Source organism: Streptomyces sp. NRRL F-5126 (assembly GCF_000721265.1).
In the GTDB taxonomy this organism is placed as follows: domain Bacteria; phylum Actinomycetota; class Actinomycetes; order Streptomycetales; family Streptomycetaceae; genus Streptomyces.
Window position 1 is genome coordinate 181,208 of record NZ_JOFZ01000008.1, and the last position, 21,843, is coordinate 203,050.

Sequence of the window (21,843 nt, forward strand, 5' to 3'; positions counted from 1 at the left end):
GCCGCCTCGGCCCCTCGGCCGGCCAGGCCGGACCGGTCCCGTCGTCCTGTCGTCAGCTCTGGTGCGCCTCGTAGTGCGCGACGGCGTCGGCGGTGCGGCCCGCGCCGTACACCCGGAGGAACTCGGCGAGTTCCGGCTGGGACGGGGCCAGCGAGTTCGCGGCGTCGATGATGTCGCCCGCGGCGGCGACGGACCGCAGCAGCGACTGGATCTCCCGCACCACGCGCCGCACGGTCGGCGCTCCCGTCCCGTTCGTGGACTGGCTCGTCGTCAGCATCGAGCCGCCCTGCGCCTTCTTGATCTCCTCCATGCGGGCGGTCGCCTCCGCGGCGCTCACGCTGCCGTCGGCGACCTGGCCCGCGAGGTTCTGGAGCGACTGGACGCGCTGCACGACCGCGGGGTTGCCGATCTTGGCCCGCTGCCCGCTCATGAGCTGGGAGAGCATCGGGGCCGAGAGGCCGAGTACGTGCGCGAGACGTGCCTGGTTGAGCCCCAGGTCGTCGATGAGCCGGCGGAAGAGCGCCCCCAGCGGCTCGCCGTACCAGCTCCTCTGCAACTCTCTGGCCCGGGCCGTCGTTTCCTGCTGTGTGGCGTCCATCGCGTCTCCCCATCGCTTCCCCAAGCGGCGGCCGCGGCTTCACTGCCGCGAACCTCCTGGGCATCCTACGGAGCGTGGTCGGCCACGGGGAGCCCCTGACCTTTTGCGGGATCCGCCGCCGGCACCCGGTACGCTGTTCACGGACACGGGGCCTTAGCTCAGTTGGTAGAGCGCTGTCTTTGCATGGCAGATGTCAGGGGTTCGACTCCCCTAGGCTCCACGAGGGCTTCACGCCCGAAATGCCCCCTGGACCGCGGAACGCGCGTCCAGGGGGCATTCTCCGTGCGCGTACGCCGCGCCTACCGCTGTGCGTCCGCGTCCGAGGACTTGATGGCGACGACTCCGTAGCAGTGCACGTGGTCGTCCGGGTCCGCGGACGCCGTGGCCGGGTCCTGGCGCCAGCGGTGGACCTCGACGAGGCCGGGCTCCACGGGGTCGTGGCCGTCGAGCAGCGCCTCGATGGCCGCGCGGCCGCGGATCTGCGTGCCGATGCCCTGCTGCCGGTATATGTCCTCGACCGCGCGCCAGGCCGCGGGGGCGAAGTCGTCGGTGCCGTGGCTGAGGATGAGGCAGCTGCCGGGGACGAGGGGCGCCATCAGCGCGCGGACGAGGGAGCGCGGGTCCTCCTCGTCCGTGATGAAGTGCAGGACGGAGCAGAGGATCAGCCCGACGGGCCGCGTGAGGTCCAGCGTCCGCCTGGCCTCCTTGAGGATGGCGTCAGGGGAGCGCAGGTCGGCCTGGATGTAGTCGGTGCGGCCCGCGGTACCGCTGCTCAGGAGTGCTTCCGACTGCCTGAGGACGACGAGGTCGTTGTCGACGTACACGACCGCGGCCCCGGGATGCACGGCCTGGGCGACCTGGTGGGTGTGCGGTTCGTTGGGGACGCCGGCGCCCACGTCGAGGAACTGGTCGACGCCCAGCTCGCCGGCCGCCGCGCGCACCGCCCTCGTGTGGAAGGCGCGGGCCGAGGTCGCGATCCGCTTGGTGTCTCCGAGCAGCGCGGCCACCTCGCCCGCGACGTCGCGGTCCACTCCGTACCCGCTCTTGCCGCCCTGGTACGTGTCGTACAGGCGTGCGGAGCTGGCGTGCGACGTGTCGACCTGCTGACGGGGGCTGCACCAGGACTCGTCCATGAACTCTCCGATCTCCCGCGGAGATTCGGACTCTACCCACGACGTGCACGGCGCATCCGCGCCGGGGCGCGAGGCGTCCCGGGGCTCACGGGCCGGACGCGCCCGCCGTGCGTCGCCGGGGTCGTTCGAGTTGCGCGGGGCGCCGATGCGTGCGCCGGGGTGCCGGGCGGTCCGTCCGGGCATCAAATCGACTGAGGAGAGAGTGAGTTGATGGGGCTCCGCGCATGTCCGGAGGCGGGCGGGGAGGGGGCTCAGCCAGCAGGGTTTTACGTTTTTCGCATCTCCAGATCGGCTGAACGGGTGGTGTTCATCCGAAGAACTGCGCGTATGACGGCGTATCTCCACCGCTTTCGCCTGCGCGTCCACATGATGAGGACTGTACTCAAATCGCGCAACTCGGGACGAACCGGTTGTGTGATCCGATTCTCATCCGAAAGCGAGGAGTCATGGCCGTCGTCAAGGTCAGGAACCTCTGGACCGCGTTCATCACCGCGTTCTTCGCCGTACTCGCCACGCTTGGCCTCACCACCCCCGCCGCTGCCGCCCGCGCCGCCGTCGCGCAGCCGGCCGACCAGCCCGCCGACCGCGGTGCCGAGACCGCCGTCCCCGCGCCTGCCGCGCCGGTGCCCGCCCCACGGGTGGATCCGGGCGGGACGGCGGCGGCCCCTGCCGCCGGCAACCGGCGCAGGACAGCGGAGCCCGCGCCCGCCGCGCTCGAACCCCGCGCACCGCGTGACCGCTCGCTGCCGCCCACCATCAAGCAGCGCATCACCGCGGAGGCCCACGGCTCGTCGCCCTCCGTCCGCAGGATCCCCGCTCAGCTTCCGCTGCAGGACGACGCTTCCGATTCTGATGCCTCTGGCTCTGACGCCTCTGGTTCTGGTGCTTCCGGCCTTGGTGCTTCTGGCCGTGGTGCTTCTGATCTGGCCGACGCCGCGCTCGCGGGGGCAGCGTGAGGCGCCGGGTCCCTCGCGGGAAGCCCGGCGCCTCGGGAAGCTCCGTGTGCGCGTCCGGCCGTCAGGAAGACTTCCTCTTCTTTTCCTGCTGGTCCGCCTCCGGGTCCGCCAGGGTCGCACCACCGTCCGCGCTGTCCGCGCCGGAGGAGCCGTCCACCGACGTCAGGTTGGGCCGGTCGGAGACCTCGGTCGGGGCAGGCGGCTCCACCAGCCAGTCGGGGTTGGCCTGCTTGTCCCACCACTTCCACGCGGCGAAGGCGCCACCGGCCACCACGCCGGCGATCGCGAGCCCCTTGAAGACACGGCCCGCCACGACCCGTCGCCTGTGCTTGCGCACCAGCTTCTGGATCTCGGAGACGGAGACCTGCCCGCGCAGCGCGGCGAACGCCGCGGCCGAACGAGCGGCGGCCTCCTCGGCCATCGGCCCCGCGGCCGCCCTGGCCTGCTCCACCCGCGGTGCCGTGTACTCGGCGGCCTGCCGAGCAGCCGACCGCGTACGGGCGGCAGCCTTCTGCGCGGCGAGATCGACCTTCGGGGGCACGTGCGGTGCCAGGAGCGCGTCGTACTGATCGCGCGCCTGCTGCGCGGCCTTCGACATCGTCGGCGCGAGCCGTACGCGTGCCTCGCGTGCGTACTGCGCGGCCTGGTCCTTCGCCGTGCCGGCGTACGGAGCCACCGCTTCCGCGGCGTGCTGCACGCTCTCCCTCGCTGAATCGGTAGCGGCGCGCACGCTGTCCATGCGGGTCACAGGATCATCCTCCTCGGTGGCGTTCGATATGTCGCCTGTCCACCCTTTTCGAAATCATGCCCTTCGCGCTCCGCGTCGGCATGCGTTACAGGCATCCGTGTCACGATTCCGTCGTCTGCGTCCTTCGTCCGCGTCGTCCACCTGGCCGTGCCAGGCCTCCGGACGCTCTTGACCGGTACCCCCGTCGAAGCCTTGAATGCGCTCCGGGGCGCTCTCGCATGCCCGCACGCCCATCGGGGCGGCCTTCCGTGCGAGGATCGGAAGGACAAAACAGTCTTACGGAAGGCACATCGTGGCCGAGCAGCTTTACGCCACTCTGAAGACCAATCACGGCGACATCGAGATCCGGCTGTTCCCGGACCACGCGCCGAAGACGGTCAAGAACTTCGTCGACCTCGCCACGGGCGGTCGCGAGTGGACGCACCCCGCGACCGGTCAGAAGACGACCGAGCCGCTCTACAACGGCACCATCTTCCACCGTGTGATCAGCGGCTTCATGATCCAGGGCGGAGACCCGCTGGGCAACGGCACCGGCGGCCCCGGGTACGAGTTCGGCGACGAGTTCCACCCCGACCTGTCGTTCGACCGCCCCTACCTGCTGGCGATGGCCAACGCGGGCCCGGGCACCAACGGCTCACAGTTCTTCATCACCGCCGTCCCCACGGGTCACCTCAACCGCAGGCACACCATCTTCGGTGAGGTCAGCACCGAGGCCGGCCAGAAGGTCGTCGACTCGATCATCAGCTCGCAGACCAACCCGCGCACGGACCGTCCCCTCCAGGACGTCGTGATCGAGTCGGTCTCCGTCGAGAAGCGCTGAGCCCCTCCGAGGGGCGTTGTGGCCCCTGGACCCTTCCGGGAACCTTCGGCCCCGCCCGTCCGTGTAGTGGAGACAGCCCGACGAGTGGCTGCCCGGCGCGGGCCGGGACGGGCGGGGCGCGCGCCGGCCGAACCGTGAACGGCGGTGCCACCCGGACGTGAACGCCGCGCAGAGGTGAAGAGGACCGTGGGAGCGATGGACGAGGCAGAGCGGGCGGCGGCCGCGGGCAGCGGTCTGCCGGGCTGCTACCGGCACCCGGATCGGGGCACGGGCGTGAGGTGCACCCGGTGCGAGCGCCCCATCTGCCCCGCGTGCATGGTCAGCGCCTCCGTGGGCTTCCAGTGCCCCGACTGCGTCCGCGGCGCGGCCCCCGCCGCCCCGTCGGCCGGCCGCCCGGCGGCCTCGGCCGTCCCCGCCGGAGCAGCGGCCAGGATCGGCGGTGCGGTACGCGGCGGACGGGGCGACACCACGCCGCGGACGGTGGGCGGCGCGCCCGTGCGCCAGGGCCAGAACCCGCGGCTGGTCACGCAGATCCTCATCGGGATCAACATCGCGGTGTTCATCGCCGCCCGGCTGCACGGCGTCTCCCTGGCCAATGACCTGGAGCTGTCGGGCTTCGGAGTCGCGAACGGCCAGTGGTACCGGCTGTTCACGTCGATCTTCGACCACTACCAGTTCTGGCACATCGGCTTCAACATGCTGAGCCTGTGGTGGATCGGCGCGCCTCTCGAAGCCGCGCTCGGCCGGCTGCGCTACACGGCGCTGTATCTGATCTCGGGCATCGCGGGCAGCGCGCTCACGTATCTGATCGCGTCGCCCTTCCTGCCCTCGCTGGGCGCTTCCGGTGCGATCTTCGGACTGTTCGGAGCGATGGTCGTGCTGGTGCGCAGGCTCCGCTACGACATGAGGCCGGTGATCGCGCTCCTGGCGATCAACCTCTTCATCACGTTCTTCTGGGCGGGCATCGCCTGGCAGGCACACATCGGCGGCCTGGTCGCGGGCGCGCTGATGGCGATCGGCCTGGTCCATGCGCCGCGCGAGTACCGGACGCTGGTGCAGACGGCGAGCTGCGTGGGAGTCCTCGCCGTCTCGGTCGTCCTGATCCTGGTCAGAACGTCGATGCTCACCTGAGGTGGGGCTCTGCCCACAGCGTTGTCCACAGAACGTGCCGAATCCTGTGCTTGCGGTGCCGGGACGGTGCCCGCGCTGCGGCGAGACCGTGCCCGGCAGGGTGACGATACGGCGCTGACCTGCGGTGACACGGTCCCCGGCGCCCGGTTTGACGCGAGGGGAGCCGGTCCGCGGCCGTGGCCGCGGTCATACCGGCGTCAACCTCCCGCGAAGTTATCCACAGATCTTCAGACCTTTTCCCCTGCTGTGGAAATGCCTGTGGATAACTCCCTGGACCGGCGTTACTTCCACTGGGTGGAGAAACCGAACCCCGCCGCGATGAAGACGAAGCCGACGGCGACGTTCCAGTTGCCGAAGGCCTTCACCGGCAGGTCTCCGCCCGTCACGTAATAGACGAGGATCCATGCCAGACCGAGCAGGAACATCGCCAGCATGACCGGCGCCACCCAGTTGCGATTGGACAGCCTGATGTCCGTCGCACTCCTGGAGGTCGGAGGCGGCGTGAAATCCGCCTTCTTGCGGATCCGGGACTTCGGCACGAGGAACTCTCCTGTCGATGTGCTGCGTGACCGCGCAGGGGACTGAACGGCCGGCGCCCGTGGACACCGGGGGGACGCGCGACCCGGCCGGGCGCTCCGTTAGCGTAGTGCTTCCGTGCCGCCCGAGGAGATAAGGGTACGTTGAGCAATTACGAACCCGGCCCCCGCGCCCCCGGCGATCGCGGCCCGCACCCCGCGCGCACGCGCCGGCCGCGGCCCGTGAGACTGCTCACGCTCGCCGTGTTCGCGCTGGCAGGCCTGATCTTCGTGGCCAGTTCCAACGCGGCCAAGGGTACGGACATCCGCACGGACGCGTCCCTGCTCAAACTCTCCGACCTCATCCAGGAGCGCAGCGGCAACAACGCGGACCTCGACAGGTCGGCCGCCGCCGTACGCCGTGACGTCGACGCGCTCGCGAAGCGCGACGACGGCGCCGGCGCCGCCGAGGACAAGCGGCTGCGCGCGCTGGAGGACCGCGCCGGCACGCGCCCGCTGTCCGGTGACGCCGTCACCGTCACCCTGGACGACGCCCCGCCGGACGCGACCGCGGCCCCCGGCTACCCGCAGCCCCAGCCGAACGACCTCGTGATCCACCAGCAGGACCTGCAAGCCGTCGTCAACGCGCTGTGGCACGGCGGCGCACGCGGCATCCGCGTCATGGACCAGCGGCTCATCGCCACGAGCGCGGTGCGCTGCGTCGGCAACACCCTGATCCTCCAGGGGCGCGTCTACTCGCCGCCGTACCGGATCACCGCGGTGGGAGACCCGGCGAAGCTGCGCAAGGCGATCGACGCCACTCCGTCCATCCAGAACTACCTGCTGTACGTACAGGCGTACGGCCTCGGCTGGGACGTCCACGACGACGGGCGCACCACCCTGCCCGGCTACACGGGCACGACCGGCCTGCACTACGCGCGGCCCAAGCACTGACGAGGCTGTGCGCGGACTGTGAGCCGCCCGTAGGGCCGCCCGCAGAGCCGTCCGAACACGGGCGCGAAGCCGTCCGGGCCACTGTGACGAAGCACAAACGCGATCACCCCCGGCAGCTCAGCCATGCACCGCGCACGGGCCGCCGCCGCCGATTAGTCTGGGGTGCGAGTGGAGCACGGGCGCAACTGCCCGGGACGGCAGGGACCGAAGGGGCGGCGAGCACGGCATGTACGGCTGGTTCTGGCGGCATCTGCCCGGCAACACGTGGGCGCGTGCGGCCATTTCGATCGTCCTCGCCCTGATCGTCGTGTATCTGCTCTTCCAGTACGTCTTCCCGTGGGCTGAGCCGCTGTTGCCCTTCAACGACGTGACCGTCGACGGCGGATCCGGAGGTGCGGCGGGATGAGCGCGCGCGTTCTCGTCGTCGACAACTACGACAGCTTCGTCTTCAACCTCGTGCAGTACCTGTACCAACTGGGCGCCGAGTGCGAGGTCCTGCGCAACGACGAGGTCACGACGGCCCACGCACTCGGCCGCGCCGAGGGCGGGGAGGCCGGCTTCGACGGCGTCCTGCTCTCCCCCGGGCCCGGCACGCCGGAACAGGCGGGCGTCTGCGTCGAGATGGTGCGGCACTGCGCGGCCACCGACCTGCCGCTGTTCGGCGTCTGCCTCGGCATGCAGTCGATCGCCGTCGCGTACGGCGGAGTCGTCGACAGGGCGCCCGAGCTGCTGCACGGCAAGACGTCGCTGGTGCTCCACGAGGGTGCGGGCGTCTTCACGGGGCTGCCCTCGCCGTTCACCGCGACGCGCTACCACTCGCTCGCGGCCGAGCCGGCGACGATCCCCCGGGACCTTGAGGTCACCGCCCGCACGCCCGACGGCATCGTCATGGGGCTGCGCCACCGCGAACGGCCCGTCGAGGGCGTGCAGTTCCACCCGGAGTCGGTGCTCACGGAACACGGCCACCTGATGCTGGCCAACTGGCTCACCCGGTGCGGCGACGCCGGCGCGGTGGCGCGGTCGGCCGGTCTCGCGCCGGTGGTGGGGAAGGCAGCCGTCGCGTGACCGCGCTCCGGCCCGAGCACGAGAGCGCGGGGGGCGCCGAGGGCGCCCGGGGTCCCGGGAGCGCCGAGGACGCGTTCGAGGCGGCGGTGGGCGCCCTCGCCGACCCGCTGACGGACCCGCTCCCGGAGGAGGCACGCGCCGCCCGCACGCCCCCGGCCCCCGGGCCGGCGGCCCAGGCGCCCGGCCAGGACGGCCCGGCCCCCGGTCCGCGAGCGGCGGGGCACGGAGCGCCGGCCGGCGAGGCCGGGCCGATACCGCCCGCCCGGCCCGGAACGCCCGGCGGGGCGGCGCCCGATGTGGCGCCCTCGGCGGGGCCCGCGACGCGCCCGGTGGGCAAGCACGCGCGCCAGGCGCCCGCGCCGGCCGCGGGGCCCGCGGGGGCGCCTCCCGTGGCCGCGGCAGGGCCCGTGCCCGCACGGCACGCGGGCAGGCCCCAGAGCCCGCAGGAGCCGCCGGTACAGCCACCCGGCCCCCAGCCGTGGGGCGAGGCGCCGACGGCCTTCCTGCCCAGGACTCCCCGGCCGCCGGAGCCGACGACGCCCCACCCGGCGCCGCAGCCCGCGCCGCGGCCGCCGGTGGACACCGCGTCGCCGCCTCAGCCCCGGCCCCAGGGACCTCGGCAAGCGCCCGGCGACAGTCGCCCGCTCGCGGGGCCGGCAGACCCGGCCACCGCAGCCTCGCCCAGGACGACCGAGGGTGCGCCTGCTCCTCAGGCGTCGCAGGACGAGGCGGCCACCGCCTACCTGCCGAAGACGCCCCCCGCGCCGCCCGCGCCCTCGGACACCGGGCAGGCACCGCCGGCGGCGCAGCTCCCTACCGACCAGGAGACCGTCGGGCTGCGCACCAGCGACGTACGGCGGGCCGTGGCCGCCGACGAGACGGCCACGTCCTCCGCCGCCGCGCCCGTCGCCGGAGGCCGGGCCGAGCGGCGCAGAGCCGCGGCGGCCAGGTCCGGCGGACGCGGCGGCAAGCGTCCCCCGCAGCCCGCGCCCGGCGCGGCGAATGCGGCGAACGCGGCCGACGCGGCGGCGCGGCCGCCAGGACGCCCCCTCACGCGCATAGAGGCGCGGCAGGCCGCCCGTGCGCTCAAGGACAGCCCCGGCGTCGTCATCAGCCGGGCCGTGGGTGAGCTGTTCATCAGCTTCGGCGTGCTGATGCTGCTGTTCGTGACCTACCAACTGTGGTGGACCAACGTCCGCGCCGACAACTACTCCAGCAACGAGGCGAGCAAGATCCAGAACACCTGGAAGGACCACAAGGGCCCCGCGGCCGGCGCCTTCGAGCCCGGCCAGGGGTTCGCGATCATCCACATTCCGAAGCTGGACGTGGTCGCGCCCATCGCGCAGGGCGTCAGCAAGGCGAAGGTGCTCGACCACGGGATGGTGGGGCACTACTCGGAGGGCTCGCTCAAGTCGGCCATGCCCGAGGACAAGACGGGCAACTTCGCCCTCGCGGGTCACCGCAACACGCACGGCGAGCCGTTCCGCTACATCAACAAGCTGAAGCCCGGGGACGAGGTCGTCGTCGAGACGCAGGACGAGTACTACACGTACCGGATGACGCGGACACTCCCGCAGACCTCGCCCGCCAACGTGAGCGTGATCTCGCCGATCCCGCAGGGCTCAGGGTTCACCAAGCCGGGCCGGTACATCACGCTGACGACGTGCACACCGGAGTTCACGAGCACCTACCGGCTGATCGTCTGGGGCAAGATGGTCAGCGAACAGCCGCGCAGCCAGGGGCTTCCCGCGGCTCTGCAGAAAAGCTGACCGCGCGGCGGATCGAAGCACACGCGGCGGGAACGACGGGAACGGGGCGAGGAACAGGGGTGGCAGCCACGACCGAGCAGGAGGGTCTCGACCGGACGGCCGGGCGGCGCCCGAGACCGAAACGCGGGCCGGTCGCCGGCACGTTCGCCGTCATCGGTGAACTGCTCATCACGGCAGGCCTGGTGCTGGGCCTGTTCGTCGTCTACTCGCTGTGGTGGACGAACGTGACAGCCGACAGGGAGGCACACAAGCAGGCCGACCAGGTGCGCAAGCACTGGGCACAGGCCCCGCCCGCCGGCCAGGACGGCAAGGCGCCGTCGTTCGACACGAAGGACGGCATCGGCTTCCTGCACGTGCCGTCGATGAAGAACGGCGAGGTCCTCATCAAGAAGGGCACCGGCGTCCCCGTACTCAACCAGGGCGTCGCGGGCTACTACACGAAGCCGATCAAGTCGGCGCTGCCGTGGGACAAGACGGGCAACGTCACGCTGGCCGCGCACCGCGACGGGCACGGCGCCAAGTTCCACAACATCCACAAGGTCAAGGTCGGCGACCCGATCGTGGTGGAGACGCGGGACGTCTGGTACGTCTACAAGGTCTACAAGATCCTTCCGTCCACGTCGAAGTACAACGTCAACGTGATCAAGCAGATCCCCAAGGAGTCCGGCAAGACCAAGCCGGGCCGCTACCTGACGCTGACGACGTGCACGCCGATGTACACCTCGGACTACCGCTACATCGTCTGGTCGCAGCTGGTGCGCACGCAGAAGGTCGACAAGAACCGCACGCCGCCGCCCGAGCTGCGCTGAACGACGAAGCTCCCGCACCCGATCTTGCGTGGGTGCGGGAGCTTCTCTCTGCCCGCGCGTGCTCGTGCCGCCGTCAGTGCCCTGGCCACCAGCTGCTGAGGCCGCCGTTGCCGCCGTTCTTCCCGCCGTTGCCGCCACCGGCCGGCGGGCCGACCGTGGTCAGCGTGACGACGCTGCCCTGGTCGACCATGGTGCCGGCACCCGGGTTGATGCTTGCGACGTACGAGTTGTTCGGGTCGTTCGGGCTGCCGTCCGCCACCTGCGGGGTGAGGCCCGCGCCCTTGATGGCGTTCTCCGCGTCGGCCAGCTTCGTTCCCGCGGCGATGTTCGGCACCGCGACCTGCGCCTGCGCCGGGCCCTTGGAGACCTGGAGCTTGACGTGGCTGCCCTTGGCCGCCTTCTCGTTGCCCTTGGGGTTCTGGTCGACGACCGTGTTCGCGGGCTGGTCGGAGTCGACGTCCTGGCGGTCGACGACGAAGCCGAGCTTCTGGAGCTGGTCACGGGCGGCGTCGAACTGCTGGCCGTTGACCGGCGGCACGGTCACCTGCGCCGCCTTCGCGACCTTCAGAGTGATCGTCGCGCCCTTCTGGGCCTTCGAGCCGCCCGCCGGGTCCTGGCCCGTGACCGTGCCCTCGGTCTGGTCGGACTCGACCGTCTTCACGTCGACCTTGAAGCCCTTGGACTCGAGGTCCTGCGTGGCCGCGTCCTGGTCCTGGCCCGTCTCGTCCGGCACGTCGATCTTGGCCGCGCCCGCCGAGACGACGACGCTGACCGTGCCGCCGACGTCCATCTGCCCGTTCGCCGGGTTCTGGCTGCAGATGGAGCCCTTCGGCTGGTCGCAGTGGCCGGTGCCGGACTGGGAGACCTTGACGTCGGCGTTCGACGCGAGCGTCCTCGCCTGCGCCATCGTGTGCCCGACGAGCGACGGCACAGCGGTCTGCTGGTCGCTCGAATTGCCGCTGAACAGCGACTTGCCGATCAGGATGGCGCCGACCAGCACGCAGATCGCCGCGATCACTATCAGGATCGTGCCGGTGTTGGACTTCTTCTGCTGGCGCCGCCTGCCGCCGCCGGCCCGCTGCTCGTCGTAGCCGCCGAACCCGCCGTCGTCGGGGTTCATCGGCGGCAGCATCGACGTCTGGCCGCCCTGGTCGTGCTGGCGCAGCGCCGTCGTGGGCTGGTCCTCGGGGCCGTAGCCGCCGCCGTAGCCGACCGCGCCGAGCGCGGCCGTCGCGGCGACGGGCTGGCCGTCGAGGCAGGCCTCGATGTCCGCGCGCATCTCGTCCGCGGACTGGTAGCGGTAGTCCGGGTCCTTGACCAGCGCCTTGAGGACGATCGCGTCCATGTCGGGCGTGATCTCCGGGTCGAAGACGCTGGGCGGCTGCGGCTCCTCCCGTACGTGCTGGTACGCGACCGCCACCGGCGAGTCGCCCACGAACGGGGGGCGCACGGTCAGCAGCTCGTAGAGCAGGCAGCCCGTGGAGTACAGGTCGGAGCGCGCGTCGACCTGCTCACCCTTGGCCTGCTCGGGCGAGAGGTACTGCGCGGTGCCGATGACGGCGGCGGTCTGCGTCATGGTCATGCCCGAGTCGCCCATGGCGCGCGCGATGCCGAAGTCCATGACCTTGACCTGGCCGGTGCGCGTCAGCATGACGTTCGCCGGCTTGATGTCGCGGTGGACGATCCCGCTGCGGTGCGAGTACTCGAGGGCCTGGAGGATGCCGATCGTCATCTCCAGCGTCCGCTCGGGCAGCAGCTTGCGGCCCGAGTGCAGCAGCTCACGCAGCGTGGAGCCGTCGACGTACTCCATGACGATGTACGGGAGCGACACGCCGTCGACGTAGTCCTCGCCCGTGTCGTAGACCGCGACGATCGCCGGGTGGTTGAGCGAGGCGGCGGACTGGGCCTCCCGGCGAAACCGGGCCTGGAAGGACGGGTCGCGCGCGAGGTCCGCGCGGAGCGTCTTCACGGCGACGGTCCGGCCGAGCCTGGTGTCATGCGCGAGATGCACCTCGGCCATGCCACCACGGCCGAGCACCGAGCCCAGCTCGTACCGGCCGCCGAGGCGACGCGGCTCATCCATGTCTTCCGGCCCTCTCCGTCAGTACCGACCGCACCTGCGTGTGGTCCGGCGGTGTGCTGTCCGCGCAAAGGCTACCGGGCCCACTCCGTCCGGTTCGCCGGAGCGTGTGACCTGATACACGACCGGTACGGAGCTTCCCTGCCTCCTCCGTATCGTGGCGTGCGCGTTCGGGCGCGAACTGTGCGCCGTGTCACTTCTCACTGTTGATCACGGCCTTCATGACGTCCTTCGCGATCGGGGCCGCGAGACCGCCACCGGAGATGTCGTCGCGGTTGGCGTTGCCGTCCTCGACGACGACGGCGACCGCGACGGGCGAGCTGTTGTGGACCTTGGCGTACGAGACGAACCAGGCGTACGGCAGGCCGCTGTTGTTCTCGCCGTGCTGGGCGGTACCCGTCTTGCCGCCGACGGTCGCGCCGCCGATCTTCGCGTTGTGGCCCGTGCCCTGCGGGTCGTTGACGACGGACTCCATCATCGACTGCAGCTTCTGCGCGTTCTCCGGGGTGAGCGGCTGGCTCATCTGCTTGGGCTGCGTCTTGTCGATCACGTCGAGGCCGGGCGAGCGCAGCTCGTCCACCATGTACGGCTTCATCAGCTTGCCGTCGTTGGCGATGGCCGACGCGACCATGGCCATCTGCAGCGGGGTGGCGCGGGTGTCGAACTGGCCGATGGAGGACAGCGCGACCTGCGACTTGTTGATGTTCGTCGGGAACTCGGAGGCGGCCGAGCGCACCGGCACGAACTGCTCGGCGTTGAAGCCGAACTTCTTCGCCTCCTTGACCATGGCGTCGTCGCCGATCTGGACGCCGAGGTGGCCGAAGACGCTGTTGCAGGACACCGTGAGCGCCAGGCGCAGCGTGGCGTCCTTGCAGGGCAGGTTGCCCTCGTTCTTCAGCGGCCTGGTGGTGCCCGGCATGATGTACGGCAGCGGCGAGTCCGTCTTCGCGTCGATGTCCGAGACCTTGCCCGTCTCCAGCGCCGCGGCCGACGTGACCAGCTTGAACGTGGAGCCCGGCGGGTACGTCTGGCGCAGCGCCCGGTTGAGCATGGGCTCGTCCTTGTCGCCGTGCAGCGACTTCCACGCCTTCTCGTCGCTCGTGGAGCCGGCCGCGAAGGTCGACGGGTCGTAGCTCGGCGTGGAGGCCATGGCGAGGATCTTGCCCGTGGACGGGTCGATCGCGACGGCCGCGCCCTTCTTGCCCTTGAGGCCGTCGTAGGCGGCCTTCTGGGCGTCCGCGTTCAGGGTGGTGACGACGTCGCCGCCCTTCTGCTGCTTGCCGGTGAACATCGACACCGTGTGGTCGAAGAACAGGCGCGGGTCGGTGCCGCTGAGGATGCCGTCGTCGATGTTCTCCAGCTGTGTGGAGCCGTAGACCTGCGAGCCGTACCCGGTGACCGGCGCCCACATGGCGCCGTTCTTCCAGGTCTGCTTGTACTTGTAGTACGGGCTGTCGGTCTTCACCGCTCCGGTGATCGGCTTGCCGTCGACGACGATGTTGCCCGGCGGGTGGCTGTAGCGCTCGATGGCCGGCCGCTTGTTGAACGCGTTCGTGTTGAGGTCGTCGGCCTTGACGTACCCGAGCCAGTTCTCGCGTACCAGCAGGGCGAGGACGAGGATGCCGCAGAAGATCGCGATGCGGCGCAGGGGCTTGTTCACGGTCGGACCACCTGGGTCATCTCGGCGTCGGGTGAGGGTGCGGGGGCCGGTGCCGGGCGGCGCGCGGTGTCGCTGATTCTGATCAGGATCCCGATGAGCGCCCAGTTCGCGAGGACGGACGAGCCACCGTAGGCCATGAACGGAAGCGTCATGCCCGTCAGGGGGATGAGGCCCATCACGCCGCCCGCGACCACGAAGACCTGGATCGCGAAGCCGCTGGAGAGGCCGACCGCGAGGAGCTTGCCGAACGGGTCGCGGGCCGCGAGCGCCGTGCGGATGCCGCGCTCCACGATCAGCCCGTAGCACAGCAGGATCGCCATCGTGCCCGCGAGGCCGAGTTCCTCGCCGACCGTGGAGAGGATGAAGTCCGCGTTGGCGGCGAAGCCGATGAGGTCGGAATTGCCCTGGCCGAGGCCGGTGCCGAGCGTGCCGCCCGAGCCGAACGACATCAGGGCGTCGCCGATCTGCTGGCACGAGCCGCTCGTCTTGTAGCAGCCGAAGGGGTCGAGCCACGCCGTGACACGGGCCTGCACGTGCGGCTCGAAGCTCGCGACGCCGACCGCGCCGACCGCCGACATCAGCAGGCCGAAGACGATCCAGCTGGTGCGTTCCGTCGCGACGTACAGCATCACGACGAACAGGCCGAAGAACAGCAGCGACGTGCCGAGGTCGGTCTCGAAGACCAGGATCAGGATGGACAGCGCCCAGATCACCAGGATCGGGCCGAGGTCGCGCCCGCGCGGCAGGTAGATGCCCATGAAGCGGCGGCTCGCGAGCGCCAGCGCGTCGCGCTTGACCATGAGGTAGCCGGAGAAGAAGATCGCGATGATGATCTTCGCGAACTCCCCCGGCTGGAGCGAGCCGAAGCCCGGGATCCGGATCCAGATGCGGGCGCCGAACTGGGCCGGGAAGAAGACCGGGGCGATCAGCAGGACCAGCGCCACGAACATGGACACGTAGGTGTACCGCTGCAGGACGCGGTGGTCCTTGAGCAGCAGCAGCACGGCGACGAACAGGGCCACGCCGATCGCCGAGTACAGCATCTGCTTGGGCGCCGACGGCGTGAAGTGGCCGTAGGCGAGATGCGCCAGGCTGATCAGCCGCTGCGACTGGTCGAGGCGCCAGATGAAGACGAGCCCGATGCCGTTGAGCAGCGTGGCGAGCGGCAGCAGCAGCGGGTCCGCGTACCGGGCGAACTTGCGCACCACGAGGTGCGCGACGCCGGCGAGCGCGGCCAGGCCGAGCGCGTAACCGAGCACTCCCGACGGCACCTTGCCGTCGAGCGCGAGCCCGACGTTCAGGTACGCGAAGACGGCGATGGCGACGGCGAAGACGAGCAGCAGCAACTCGGTGTTGCGCCTGCTGGGCGCGTCGATGGCGCCGATGGTGGTGGTGTTGGAGATGCTCATGGTGGTGGAGAGGCCCCCCTGCGGCCCGTTACTGCTGCTCGCAGTTGGAGACCAGCTTCTGCTCCTCCTCCGAGAGGGTGGGGCCCGGAGTCGGAGTGCTGTTCGACTGGTTGACGGTGAAGTGAGCGGCGATCTGCGTGGCGGTCTGCCCGCCCGTGGCCGCGCCCCCCGCGACGCCCTTGAGGGCGCTCGGCGACGGGCTGCCCGACGGCTTGCCGGACTTGCCCGGCGCCGGGGGCTTGCTCGCCTGCTGCTCCTTCTGCTGGGCGGCCTGCTTGCGCTGCTCGTTCTTCTTGCACGCCGAGGCCTGCGTGGACAACTGCTGGATCTTGGTGCGCGCGGTGGCCAGGCCGCCTTCCGTGATCGTGTCCTGGACCTGCTTGCGCTGGTAGTCGGGGAGGTACTTGAGTTCGATCTCGGGGTGGTCGTTCTTCACGTGCGACAGCGAGATCCACGCCAGCTTCTGGCTGATGCCCCGGTACAGCGCGACATGCTGCTTGTTGGCGCCCACGTAGTACTGGGTCTGCGTCCAGCGGTAGCCGCCGTACAGGGCGCCACCGACGACGACCACCGCGAGCGCCGTGTACAGCGAGGCCTTGAGCCAGCGGCGGCCCGCGCGCCGCCTGCCGCCGGCTTCCATGCCGTATTCGTCGCTGTATCCGTCGTAGCCGGCCTCCGGGTCGGCGCCGCCGTACCCGCCGCCGCTTCCGGGCGGGCCGAACGAGCCACCGGGCGGCTGCGCCTGTCTGCCGAGTCCCGCGGCGCGGCCCGCGGCGGTCTGCATGCCCGTGGCGTCGTGCTGGCTCAGGTGCTGGTTCTCGGCCACGGCGCCCACGATGACGGGCGTGTCGCTGAGGCGCCCGGCGAAGGTGTCGCCCATGTCCTGGTCGAAGACGTCGGCGACGATGCAGGTGATGTTGTCGGGGCCGCCGCCGCGCAGCGCGAGCTCGATCAGCCGCTGCACGGTCTCCTGCGGGCCCTGGTAGTCGGCGAGCGCCTCTTCGATCGTCTGGTGCGAGACGACGGCGGACAGGCCGTCCGAGCAGATCAGGTAGCGGTCACCCGCGCGCACCTCGCGGATCGACAGGTCGGGCTCGACGTGCTCGGCGCTGCCGAGGGCGCGCATCAGCAGCGAGCGCTGCGGGTGCGTCGTGGCCTCTTCCTCGGTGATCCGGCCCTCGTCGACGAGCCGCTGCACCCAGGTGTGGTCCTGCGTGATCTGCGTGAGGGCGCCGTCTCGCAGCAGGTACGCGCGCGAGTCGCCGACGTGCACGAGGCCGAGCCGCCGGCCCGTCCACAGCAGCGCGGTCAGCGTCGTCCCCATGCCTTCGAGCTGGGGGTCCTCCTCGACCATGACGCGCAGCTGGTCGTTGGCGCGCTGGACCGCGACGCCGAGCGACGTGAGGATGTCGGAGCCCGGCACGTCGTCGTCGAGCTGCACGAGCGAGGAGATGACCTCGGAGGACGCGACCTCGCCCGCGGCCTGGCCGCCCATGCCGTCGGCGATGGCCAGCAGCCGGGGGCCCGCGTAGCCGGAATCCTCGTTGCCCTCGCGGATCATGCCCTTGTGCGATCCGGCGGCGAAGCGCAGCGTGAGTGTCATGCGCACGCCTCCGGTCGGGCCGCCCGCTGCATCCGGGCCGCCCGCTGCATCCGGGGCCAGCCGGTCTCGAGCCACACTGCCCACCCTCCGGTCGGGAGCACGCACGGGCCCGCTGCCCAGGCCGCCGCGGCTCGCTCGCTCCGCTCGATCATTGTCGTGACTACTTCCGCAGCTCGATGACGGTCTTGCCGATGCGGATCGGAGCGCCCAGCGGAATCGGAATCGGGGTGGTCAGTCGGGTCCGGTCGAGATACGTGCCGTTGGTGGACCCGAGATCCTCGACGATCCACTGGCCGTCACGGTCCGGGTAGATCCTGGCATGCCGGCTGGACGCGTAGTCGTCGTCCAGCACGATCGTGGAATCGTGCGCGCGGCCCAGCGTGATCGTCTGGCCGTGCAGCGCGACGGTGGTGCCCGTCAGGGTGCCCTCGGAGACGACCAGCTTGGTCGGCGCCCCGCGGCGCTGCCTGCCGCCCCCCTGCTGTTGCTGCTGCCGCTGGTGCGGCGGCGCGCCGCCCTGCCGGGCCGGCTGCGAGCGCGTGTCGCCCGCACCGCCGCGGCGCGAGCCGCGCTGCGTGACGCGCGTACCGAACAGGTCGCTGCGGATGACCTGGACGGCCACGATGACGAACAGCCACAGAACGGCCAGGAAACCCAGCCGCATGACCGTCAGGGTCAGCTCTGACATTGCCCCCGCTTCACCCTTCGGCTTGCCGGTAAACGATGGTGGTACTGCCCACGACGATCCGCGAGCCGTCGCGGAGCGTAGCGCGGGTCGTGTGCTGCCCGTCCACCACGATGCCGTTGGTGGATCCGAGATCCTGGATCGTCGGGGGCGTTCCGGTCCTGATCTCGCAGTGCCTGCGGGACACGCCGGGGTCGTCGATGCGCACGTCGGCGTCGGTGGAGCGGCCGAGTACCAGGGTGGAGCCCGAGATCTGGTGGCGTGTGCCGTTGATCTCGATCCAGCGCCGCGTCTGGGTGTGGGACATCGCACTCGGCGCGGGCGCCGGCGGGTAGCCGTAGCCGCCGCGGCCGCCGGGGGGCGGGGTGCTCGGCATGGGCGGCACGGCACGCGGCGGGTAGCCGTAGCCGGGGGCGCGGCTCCCGGCCTGCGGGCCGGAGGGGGGCTGGTGCCCCGGCGGGGGCTGGTGGCCGGGCTGCGGCTGCGCGGGCTGGTGTCCCGGCTGCTGCTGCGACGTGCTCGACGCGAGCGTGCGGCTGCGCACCCGGTAAAGGCCGGTGTCGAGGTCGTCGGCCCGCTCCAGGTGCACCCTGATCGGGCCCATGAAGGTGTAGCGCTGCTGCTTGGCGTAGTCCCTGACGAGCCCCGCCAGTTCGTCGCCGAGCTGCCCGGAGTAGGGGCTGAGCCGCTCGTGGTCGGGGGTGCTGAGCTCGACGATGAAGTCGTTGGGCACGACGGTCCGCTCGCGGTTCCAGATCGTCGCGTTGTTGTCGCACTCGCGCTGCAGGGCGCCCGCGATCTCGACGGGCTGGACCTCGGACTTGAAAACCTTCGCGAAGGTGCCGTTGACCAGACCTTCGAGGCGCTGCTCGAACTTCTTCAGGACTCCCATGAGGCACCTCCTCCGTAGTCGTTGCCGCTGTTCGGGCCGGTCGCCCGGCCGGTCGTGCCGTACCCGTCACTGCCGTACTGACTGCCGTACTGGTTGTACCGGACGCGGCCGCCCTCGTACCGGTTGTACCGGACGTGGTCGGCCTTGTCCCGGTTGTACCCGAGGCGGCCGCTCGCGTGCGGCCCGTACCGGACGCGCCGGCGGCGCCCGCGGCACCGGGGACCCCCGCCGGGCGGGACGTTCCGCTCGCACTGCTTGCCGTGCTGCTTCTCGTACTGCTTACTGATCGTATCCACGCGTCGGGAAATCGGCTGGTTCCCCTTGTCTGCCCGGTCGATGGGTGTCACCTCTCACACGGATCGTAGAGGTGGCCCTCGGACAGTGTCCCGCACCCGGCGCCCTGTCCGGAGGAGCGGTCCTGGACCCTGTTCGTTCCCTGTCCGACCCCTGTACCGTCCCCGTCCGGCCGCTGTACCGTCGCGCGCCGCGCCCGGACGGCCCTGCGGAAACGAGGGTGAAGCCACCCTCCTCACCGTGCTAATCTTCTGGTGTCGCAAGCGGTCGCAGCAGCAAAAACGCGGGTGACACACCCAATGCGCGGGTGGCGGAATAGGCAGACGCGCTGGATTCAGGTTCCAGTGCCCGAAAGGGCGTGGGGGTTCAACTCCCCCCTCGCGCACCAGAGCGGTACCGAAGAAACGGGCCCCAGGCAGTGACGAAAGTCCTGCGGGGCCCGTTTCTCGTTGCCGGGCCTCCTGGCCCCCTGGCCGCCCGCGCGTGAAAGTCGCCACATTGTGACGTGGGCCATGTCCGGCCGGCCGAGCGATGAGTTCCGCCGTGCGCGGCGGTCCCCGGTGGGTCAGAGCCGCCGGCGCAGGAGGAGAGCCCCCGTGGACGACATCGTGGTGCGGAAGATCGTTCGGCCCGAGCGGGTGGTTTCCGGCCCCTGGCTGGAGGTGATCGCCTCGAACCTCGACTACCACCGTGCCACGTTCCTGTGGAAGTGCGAGGGGCTGTCGGAGCAACGGCTACGGCAACGTCCGCTGCCTTCGTCGGCGTTGACCCTGCTGGGCCTCATGCGCCACCTGCAGGGCGTCGAGCGGGCCTGGTTCCAGGGAGTGCTTGCGGGCACACCCCCTCGGTTCTTCCCCTATATGACCTACGTCACCGAGGCGGGTGACGAGTGGTACGCCGAGTCGGACCCCACGCCGGCCACGGACGTCCACGAGGACTACCTGAGGGCGTGCGAGGAGTCGCGGCAGGTGTTCGCGCGGGTGACGGCCGACCCGGCGCGCCTCGTGCCGAACCCGATGTTCGGCGGCACCGACGTCCGCTTCGTCCTTGAGCACGTGATCGAGGAGTACGCCCGCCACGTGGGCCACGCGGACCTGCTGCGCGAGGCGATCGACGGCGTGGTCGGGGAGTGACCCGCCGGCTCGCCGCCACGCGACTGCGGCAGCACTGTGGGAGCGCTGAGTGCCTTGCCTGCGGGGCGCGTTGATGTGACGCTTTACGTCGTCATCGAACGACGGGGGAACGTGGCCATGCAGCGTGGTGAAGGCCAAGTCAGCGACGTCGGCGTCTCGCCTGAGGCGACCTGCGCTTCGGGGCGGTACGGGCGGTGACGCACCCCGGCAGCGGTGGTGGCGATCAGCCGATCGATCTGTATCCGGATGATCTGAACTCGGTGGCGGGGAAGTTCGCCACGGGTCAGACGAATCTGGACAAGGCGGCGTCGACGCTGAACTCGGCGTTGCAGAACGCGGCGGGGATGGCGGGGAACGACGACTACGGGCACAAGTTCGCCCGCAAGTACGATCCGGCCGCGAAGGCGCTGTTCCATACCTTGTCGGCGGGGATCCGGGCGATCGGGCAGGCGTCGGAGGCCCTGGTGACGACGGCCAACAACTACCTCAAGGCCGATCACCACTCGAACGTGAAGAAGAAGGGCAAGGGCGCCCCGAAGCTGTATCCCTCGCCGCCGGTGTTCACGGATGTGATGTATCCGGATCCGGATTCGGCGGTGGGTCCCGGGCATTCGTCGGTACCGTCGGTGATCGCGAAGTACTGGCCGAACGGGCATCAGGACAAGTTGCGGGATGCGGCGTCGGCGTACCGGACGGCGGAGACGGCGTTCCAGGGGATCGGGCACACGCTGCACACGCAGGTGCAGTCGCTGACGGACAACAATTCGGACGAGTCCGTGCACGCCATGGCCGCGTTCTGGGCCACGATCTGGCAGGACGGCGGGAACGCGCGCAAGGCGCCGCTGTCCGCCGCGCATGAGGCGTGCGGGAAGCTCGCCTCGGCCTGTGACAAGTTCGCACATGCGATCGACGAGGCGCACAGCAGCACCGAGCACAAGCTTGCCGGGGCGGGCATCGCGATCGGTCTCACGACGGTCGTCGGCATTCTCCTCACCCCGTTCACCGGGGGCGGTTCTGATGCGGGTGCGGCCGCGCTGGACGGTGCGGAGGCCGCGGGGATCCTGGGCGGTGTCGAGGTGGCGGCGGACGCGGCGGTCGCGGAGATCGACACCGCCGTCATCGCGGACGTCAGCACGGAACTGGAGGCCGCAGCCGAGGCCGTCCCCGAGATCGAGACCGTCGACGCGGAGGTCACCGAGGTCGACGACGCCCTCTCGGACGAGCTCACCGAGACCGGGGCGCGCGAGGAACCCCCCGGCGAGTTGCCCAAGACGTACGAGGAGAAGTCCTCGGCGGTCCGCGACATCATGACGGACGACGACGGCAACCTCATCGGCGAGGAGGACAGCAAGGGCGTGCGCATGGTGACGGACGAGCAGGTCCAGCAGGCACGCATCGAACTGCGCCAACGTCTCGGTGAGCCCACCATCAAGTCCACCCCGAAGGGAGACATCGAGACCTGGCGGCTGTCCGACGACCCCCCGTCCACCGTCACGTACCGGCCCTTCAGCAAGTCGGGCGGGCCCACCATCGACACGAACGGTGTGGAGGACCTGAACATGAAGCGACTCCACATCCCGCAACACTGA

Annotated in this window: 21 protein-coding genes and 2 tRNA genes; 12 read left to right on the top strand and 11 right to left on the bottom strand. The window is 70.6% G+C overall.

Features of this window, described 5'->3' with window-relative positions; genetic code table 11:
- Positions 1-52: 52 nt before the first annotated feature.
- Positions 53-598, bottom strand: a complete 546-nt coding sequence (locus IH48_RS0118810) for a helix-turn-helix domain-containing protein (RefSeq protein ID WP_030905469.1) — start codon at positions 596-598, stop codon at positions 53-55.
- A gap of 147 nt (positions 599-745) precedes the next feature.
- Here IH48_RS0118810 and IH48_RS0118815 point away from each other — a divergent pair.
- Positions 746-818, top strand: a tRNA-Ala gene (locus tag IH48_RS0118815).
- Between the two features lie 79 nt (positions 819-897).
- Here the strand turns inward: IH48_RS0118815 and IH48_RS0118820 are convergent.
- Positions 898-1,731 (bottom strand): SAM-dependent methyltransferase, encoded by an 834-nt coding sequence (locus IH48_RS0118820; protein ID WP_030905474.1) that lies wholly within the window; start codon positions 1,729-1,731, stop codon positions 898-900.
- 446 nt (positions 1,732-2,177) lie between these two features.
- Between IH48_RS0118820 and IH48_RS0118825 the strand changes: the two genes are divergently transcribed.
- A complete protein-coding gene (locus IH48_RS0118825; RefSeq protein ID WP_051840112.1) occupies positions 2,178-2,687 on the top strand; it encodes a DUF6344 domain-containing protein in 510 nt (169 codons plus the stop codon).
- Between the two features lie 61 nt (positions 2,688-2,748).
- Here IH48_RS0118825 and IH48_RS0118835 read toward each other — a convergent pair whose 3' ends face one another.
- Complete coding sequence (locus IH48_RS0118835) at positions 2,749-3,435, bottom strand: DUF5324 family protein (protein WP_030905480.1); 687 nt, start codon at positions 3,433-3,435, stop codon at positions 2,749-2,751.
- A gap of 292 nt (positions 3,436-3,727) precedes the next feature.
- On the opposite strand from IH48_RS0118835, the gene IH48_RS0118840 reads away from it, so the two are divergent.
- Complete coding sequence (locus tag IH48_RS0118840) at positions 3,728-4,255, top strand: peptidylprolyl isomerase (RefSeq protein WP_030905483.1); 528 nt, start codon at positions 3,728-3,730, stop codon at positions 4,253-4,255.
- 195 nt (positions 4,256-4,450) lie between these two features.
- Entirely contained in the window at positions 4,451-5,386 is a 936-nt protein-coding gene (locus tag IH48_RS0118845; RefSeq protein ID WP_030905487.1) for a rhomboid family intramembrane serine protease, read from the top strand.
- Between the two features lie 281 nt (positions 5,387-5,667).
- Here the strand turns inward: IH48_RS0118845 and crgA are convergent, their stop codons facing one another.
- Positions 5,668-5,925, bottom strand: a complete 258-nt coding sequence (gene crgA, locus IH48_RS0118850; protein WP_030905490.1) for a cell division protein CrgA — start codon at positions 5,923-5,925, stop codon at positions 5,668-5,670.
- 141 nt (positions 5,926-6,066) lie between these two features.
- On the opposite strand from crgA, the gene IH48_RS0118855 reads away from it, so the two are divergent.
- The 5 genes from IH48_RS0118855 to IH48_RS0118875 all read left to right on the top strand — a co-directional run bounded on the left by IH48_RS0118855 (position 6,067) and on the right by IH48_RS0118875 (position 10,498).
- Positions 6,067-6,855 (top strand): DUF881 domain-containing protein, encoded by a 789-nt coding sequence (locus IH48_RS0118855; RefSeq protein WP_420705506.1) that lies wholly within the window; start codon positions 6,067-6,069, stop codon positions 6,853-6,855.
- A 226-nt stretch (positions 6,856-7,081) separates the two neighbouring features.
- A complete protein-coding gene (locus IH48_RS0118860) occupies positions 7,082-7,261 on the top strand; it encodes a hypothetical protein (RefSeq protein ID WP_030905495.1) in 180 nt (59 codons plus the stop codon).
- Positions 7,258-7,920: an aminodeoxychorismate/anthranilate synthase component II gene (locus IH48_RS0118865; protein ID WP_030905498.1), complete on the top strand. Its 663-nt coding sequence runs from the start codon at positions 7,258-7,260 to the stop codon at positions 7,918-7,920. The genes IH48_RS0118860 and IH48_RS0118865 overlap by 4 nt, the downstream gene beginning before the upstream one ends.
- A gap of 251 nt (positions 7,921-8,171) precedes the next feature.
- The gene (locus IH48_RS0118870) at positions 8,172-9,689 is read left to right on the top strand and encodes a class E sortase (RefSeq protein WP_420705512.1); all 1,518 of its coding nucleotides are present in this window, start codon (positions 8,172-8,174) and stop codon (positions 9,687-9,689) included.
- Between the two features lie 59 nt (positions 9,690-9,748).
- Positions 9,749-10,498: a class E sortase gene (locus IH48_RS0118875; RefSeq protein WP_030905504.1), complete on the top strand. Its 750-nt coding sequence runs from the start codon at positions 9,749-9,751 to the stop codon at positions 10,496-10,498.
- Positions 10,499-10,571: 73 nt separating this feature from the next.
- Here IH48_RS0118875 and pknB read toward each other — a convergent pair whose 3' ends face one another.
- The 7 genes from pknB to IH48_RS0118910 form a co-directional block, all read right to left on the bottom strand.
- Positions 10,572-12,581 carry a Stk1 family PASTA domain-containing Ser/Thr kinase gene (gene pknB / locus IH48_RS0118880; RefSeq protein WP_030905507.1) on the bottom strand — a complete coding sequence of 670 codons (2,010 nt, stop codon included), beginning with the start codon at positions 12,579-12,581 and terminating at the stop codon, positions 10,572-10,574.
- Between the two features lie 190 nt (positions 12,582-12,771).
- On the bottom strand, positions 12,772-14,238 hold the full coding sequence (locus IH48_RS0118885; RefSeq protein WP_030905511.1) for a peptidoglycan D,D-transpeptidase FtsI family protein: 1,467 nt from the start codon (positions 14,236-14,238) through the stop codon (positions 12,772-12,774).
- On the bottom strand, positions 14,235-15,647 hold the full coding sequence (locus IH48_RS0118890) for an FtsW/RodA/SpoVE family cell cycle protein (RefSeq protein WP_030905514.1): 1,413 nt from the start codon (positions 15,645-15,647) through the stop codon (positions 14,235-14,237). The genes IH48_RS0118885 and IH48_RS0118890 overlap by 4 nt, the downstream gene beginning before the upstream one ends.
- Positions 15,648-15,675: 28 nt before the next feature.
- Positions 15,676-17,250 carry a Stp1/IreP family PP2C-type Ser/Thr phosphatase gene (locus tag IH48_RS0118895; RefSeq protein WP_030905517.1) on the bottom strand — a complete coding sequence of 525 codons (1,575 nt, stop codon included), beginning with the start codon at positions 17,248-17,250 and terminating at the stop codon, positions 15,676-15,678.
- Positions 17,251-17,410: 160 nt separating this feature from the next.
- The gene (locus tag IH48_RS0118900; protein WP_030905520.1) at positions 17,411-17,938 is read right to left on the bottom strand and encodes an FHA domain-containing protein FhaB/FipA; all 528 of its coding nucleotides are present in this window, start codon (positions 17,936-17,938) and stop codon (positions 17,411-17,413) included.
- A 10-nt stretch (positions 17,939-17,948) separates the two neighbouring features.
- Positions 17,949-18,827 carry an FhaA domain-containing protein gene (locus tag IH48_RS0118905; protein ID WP_030905522.1) on the bottom strand — a complete coding sequence of 293 codons (879 nt, stop codon included), beginning with the start codon at positions 18,825-18,827 and terminating at the stop codon, positions 17,949-17,951.
- A complete protein-coding gene (locus IH48_RS0118910) occupies positions 18,815-19,123 on the bottom strand; it encodes a hypothetical protein (protein WP_030905526.1) in 309 nt (102 codons plus the stop codon). Before IH48_RS0118910 ends, IH48_RS0118905 begins: the two co-directional genes overlap by 13 nt.
- Positions 19,124-19,422: 299 nt before the next feature.
- Between IH48_RS0118910 and IH48_RS0118915 the strand changes: the two genes are divergently transcribed.
- The 3 genes from IH48_RS0118915 (at position 19,423) to IH48_RS0118925 (ending at position 21,843) form a co-directional block, all read left to right on the top strand.
- A tRNA-Leu gene (locus IH48_RS0118915) sits at positions 19,423-19,509 on the top strand.
- A 208-nt stretch (positions 19,510-19,717) separates the two neighbouring features.
- Entirely contained in the window at positions 19,718-20,254 is a 537-nt protein-coding gene (locus tag IH48_RS0118920; RefSeq protein WP_030905529.1) for a DinB family protein, read from the top strand.
- Between the two features lie 194 nt (positions 20,255-20,448).
- Positions 20,449-21,843: a hypothetical protein gene (locus IH48_RS0118925; RefSeq protein WP_030905532.1), complete on the top strand. Its 1,395-nt coding sequence runs from the start codon at positions 20,449-20,451 to the stop codon at positions 21,841-21,843.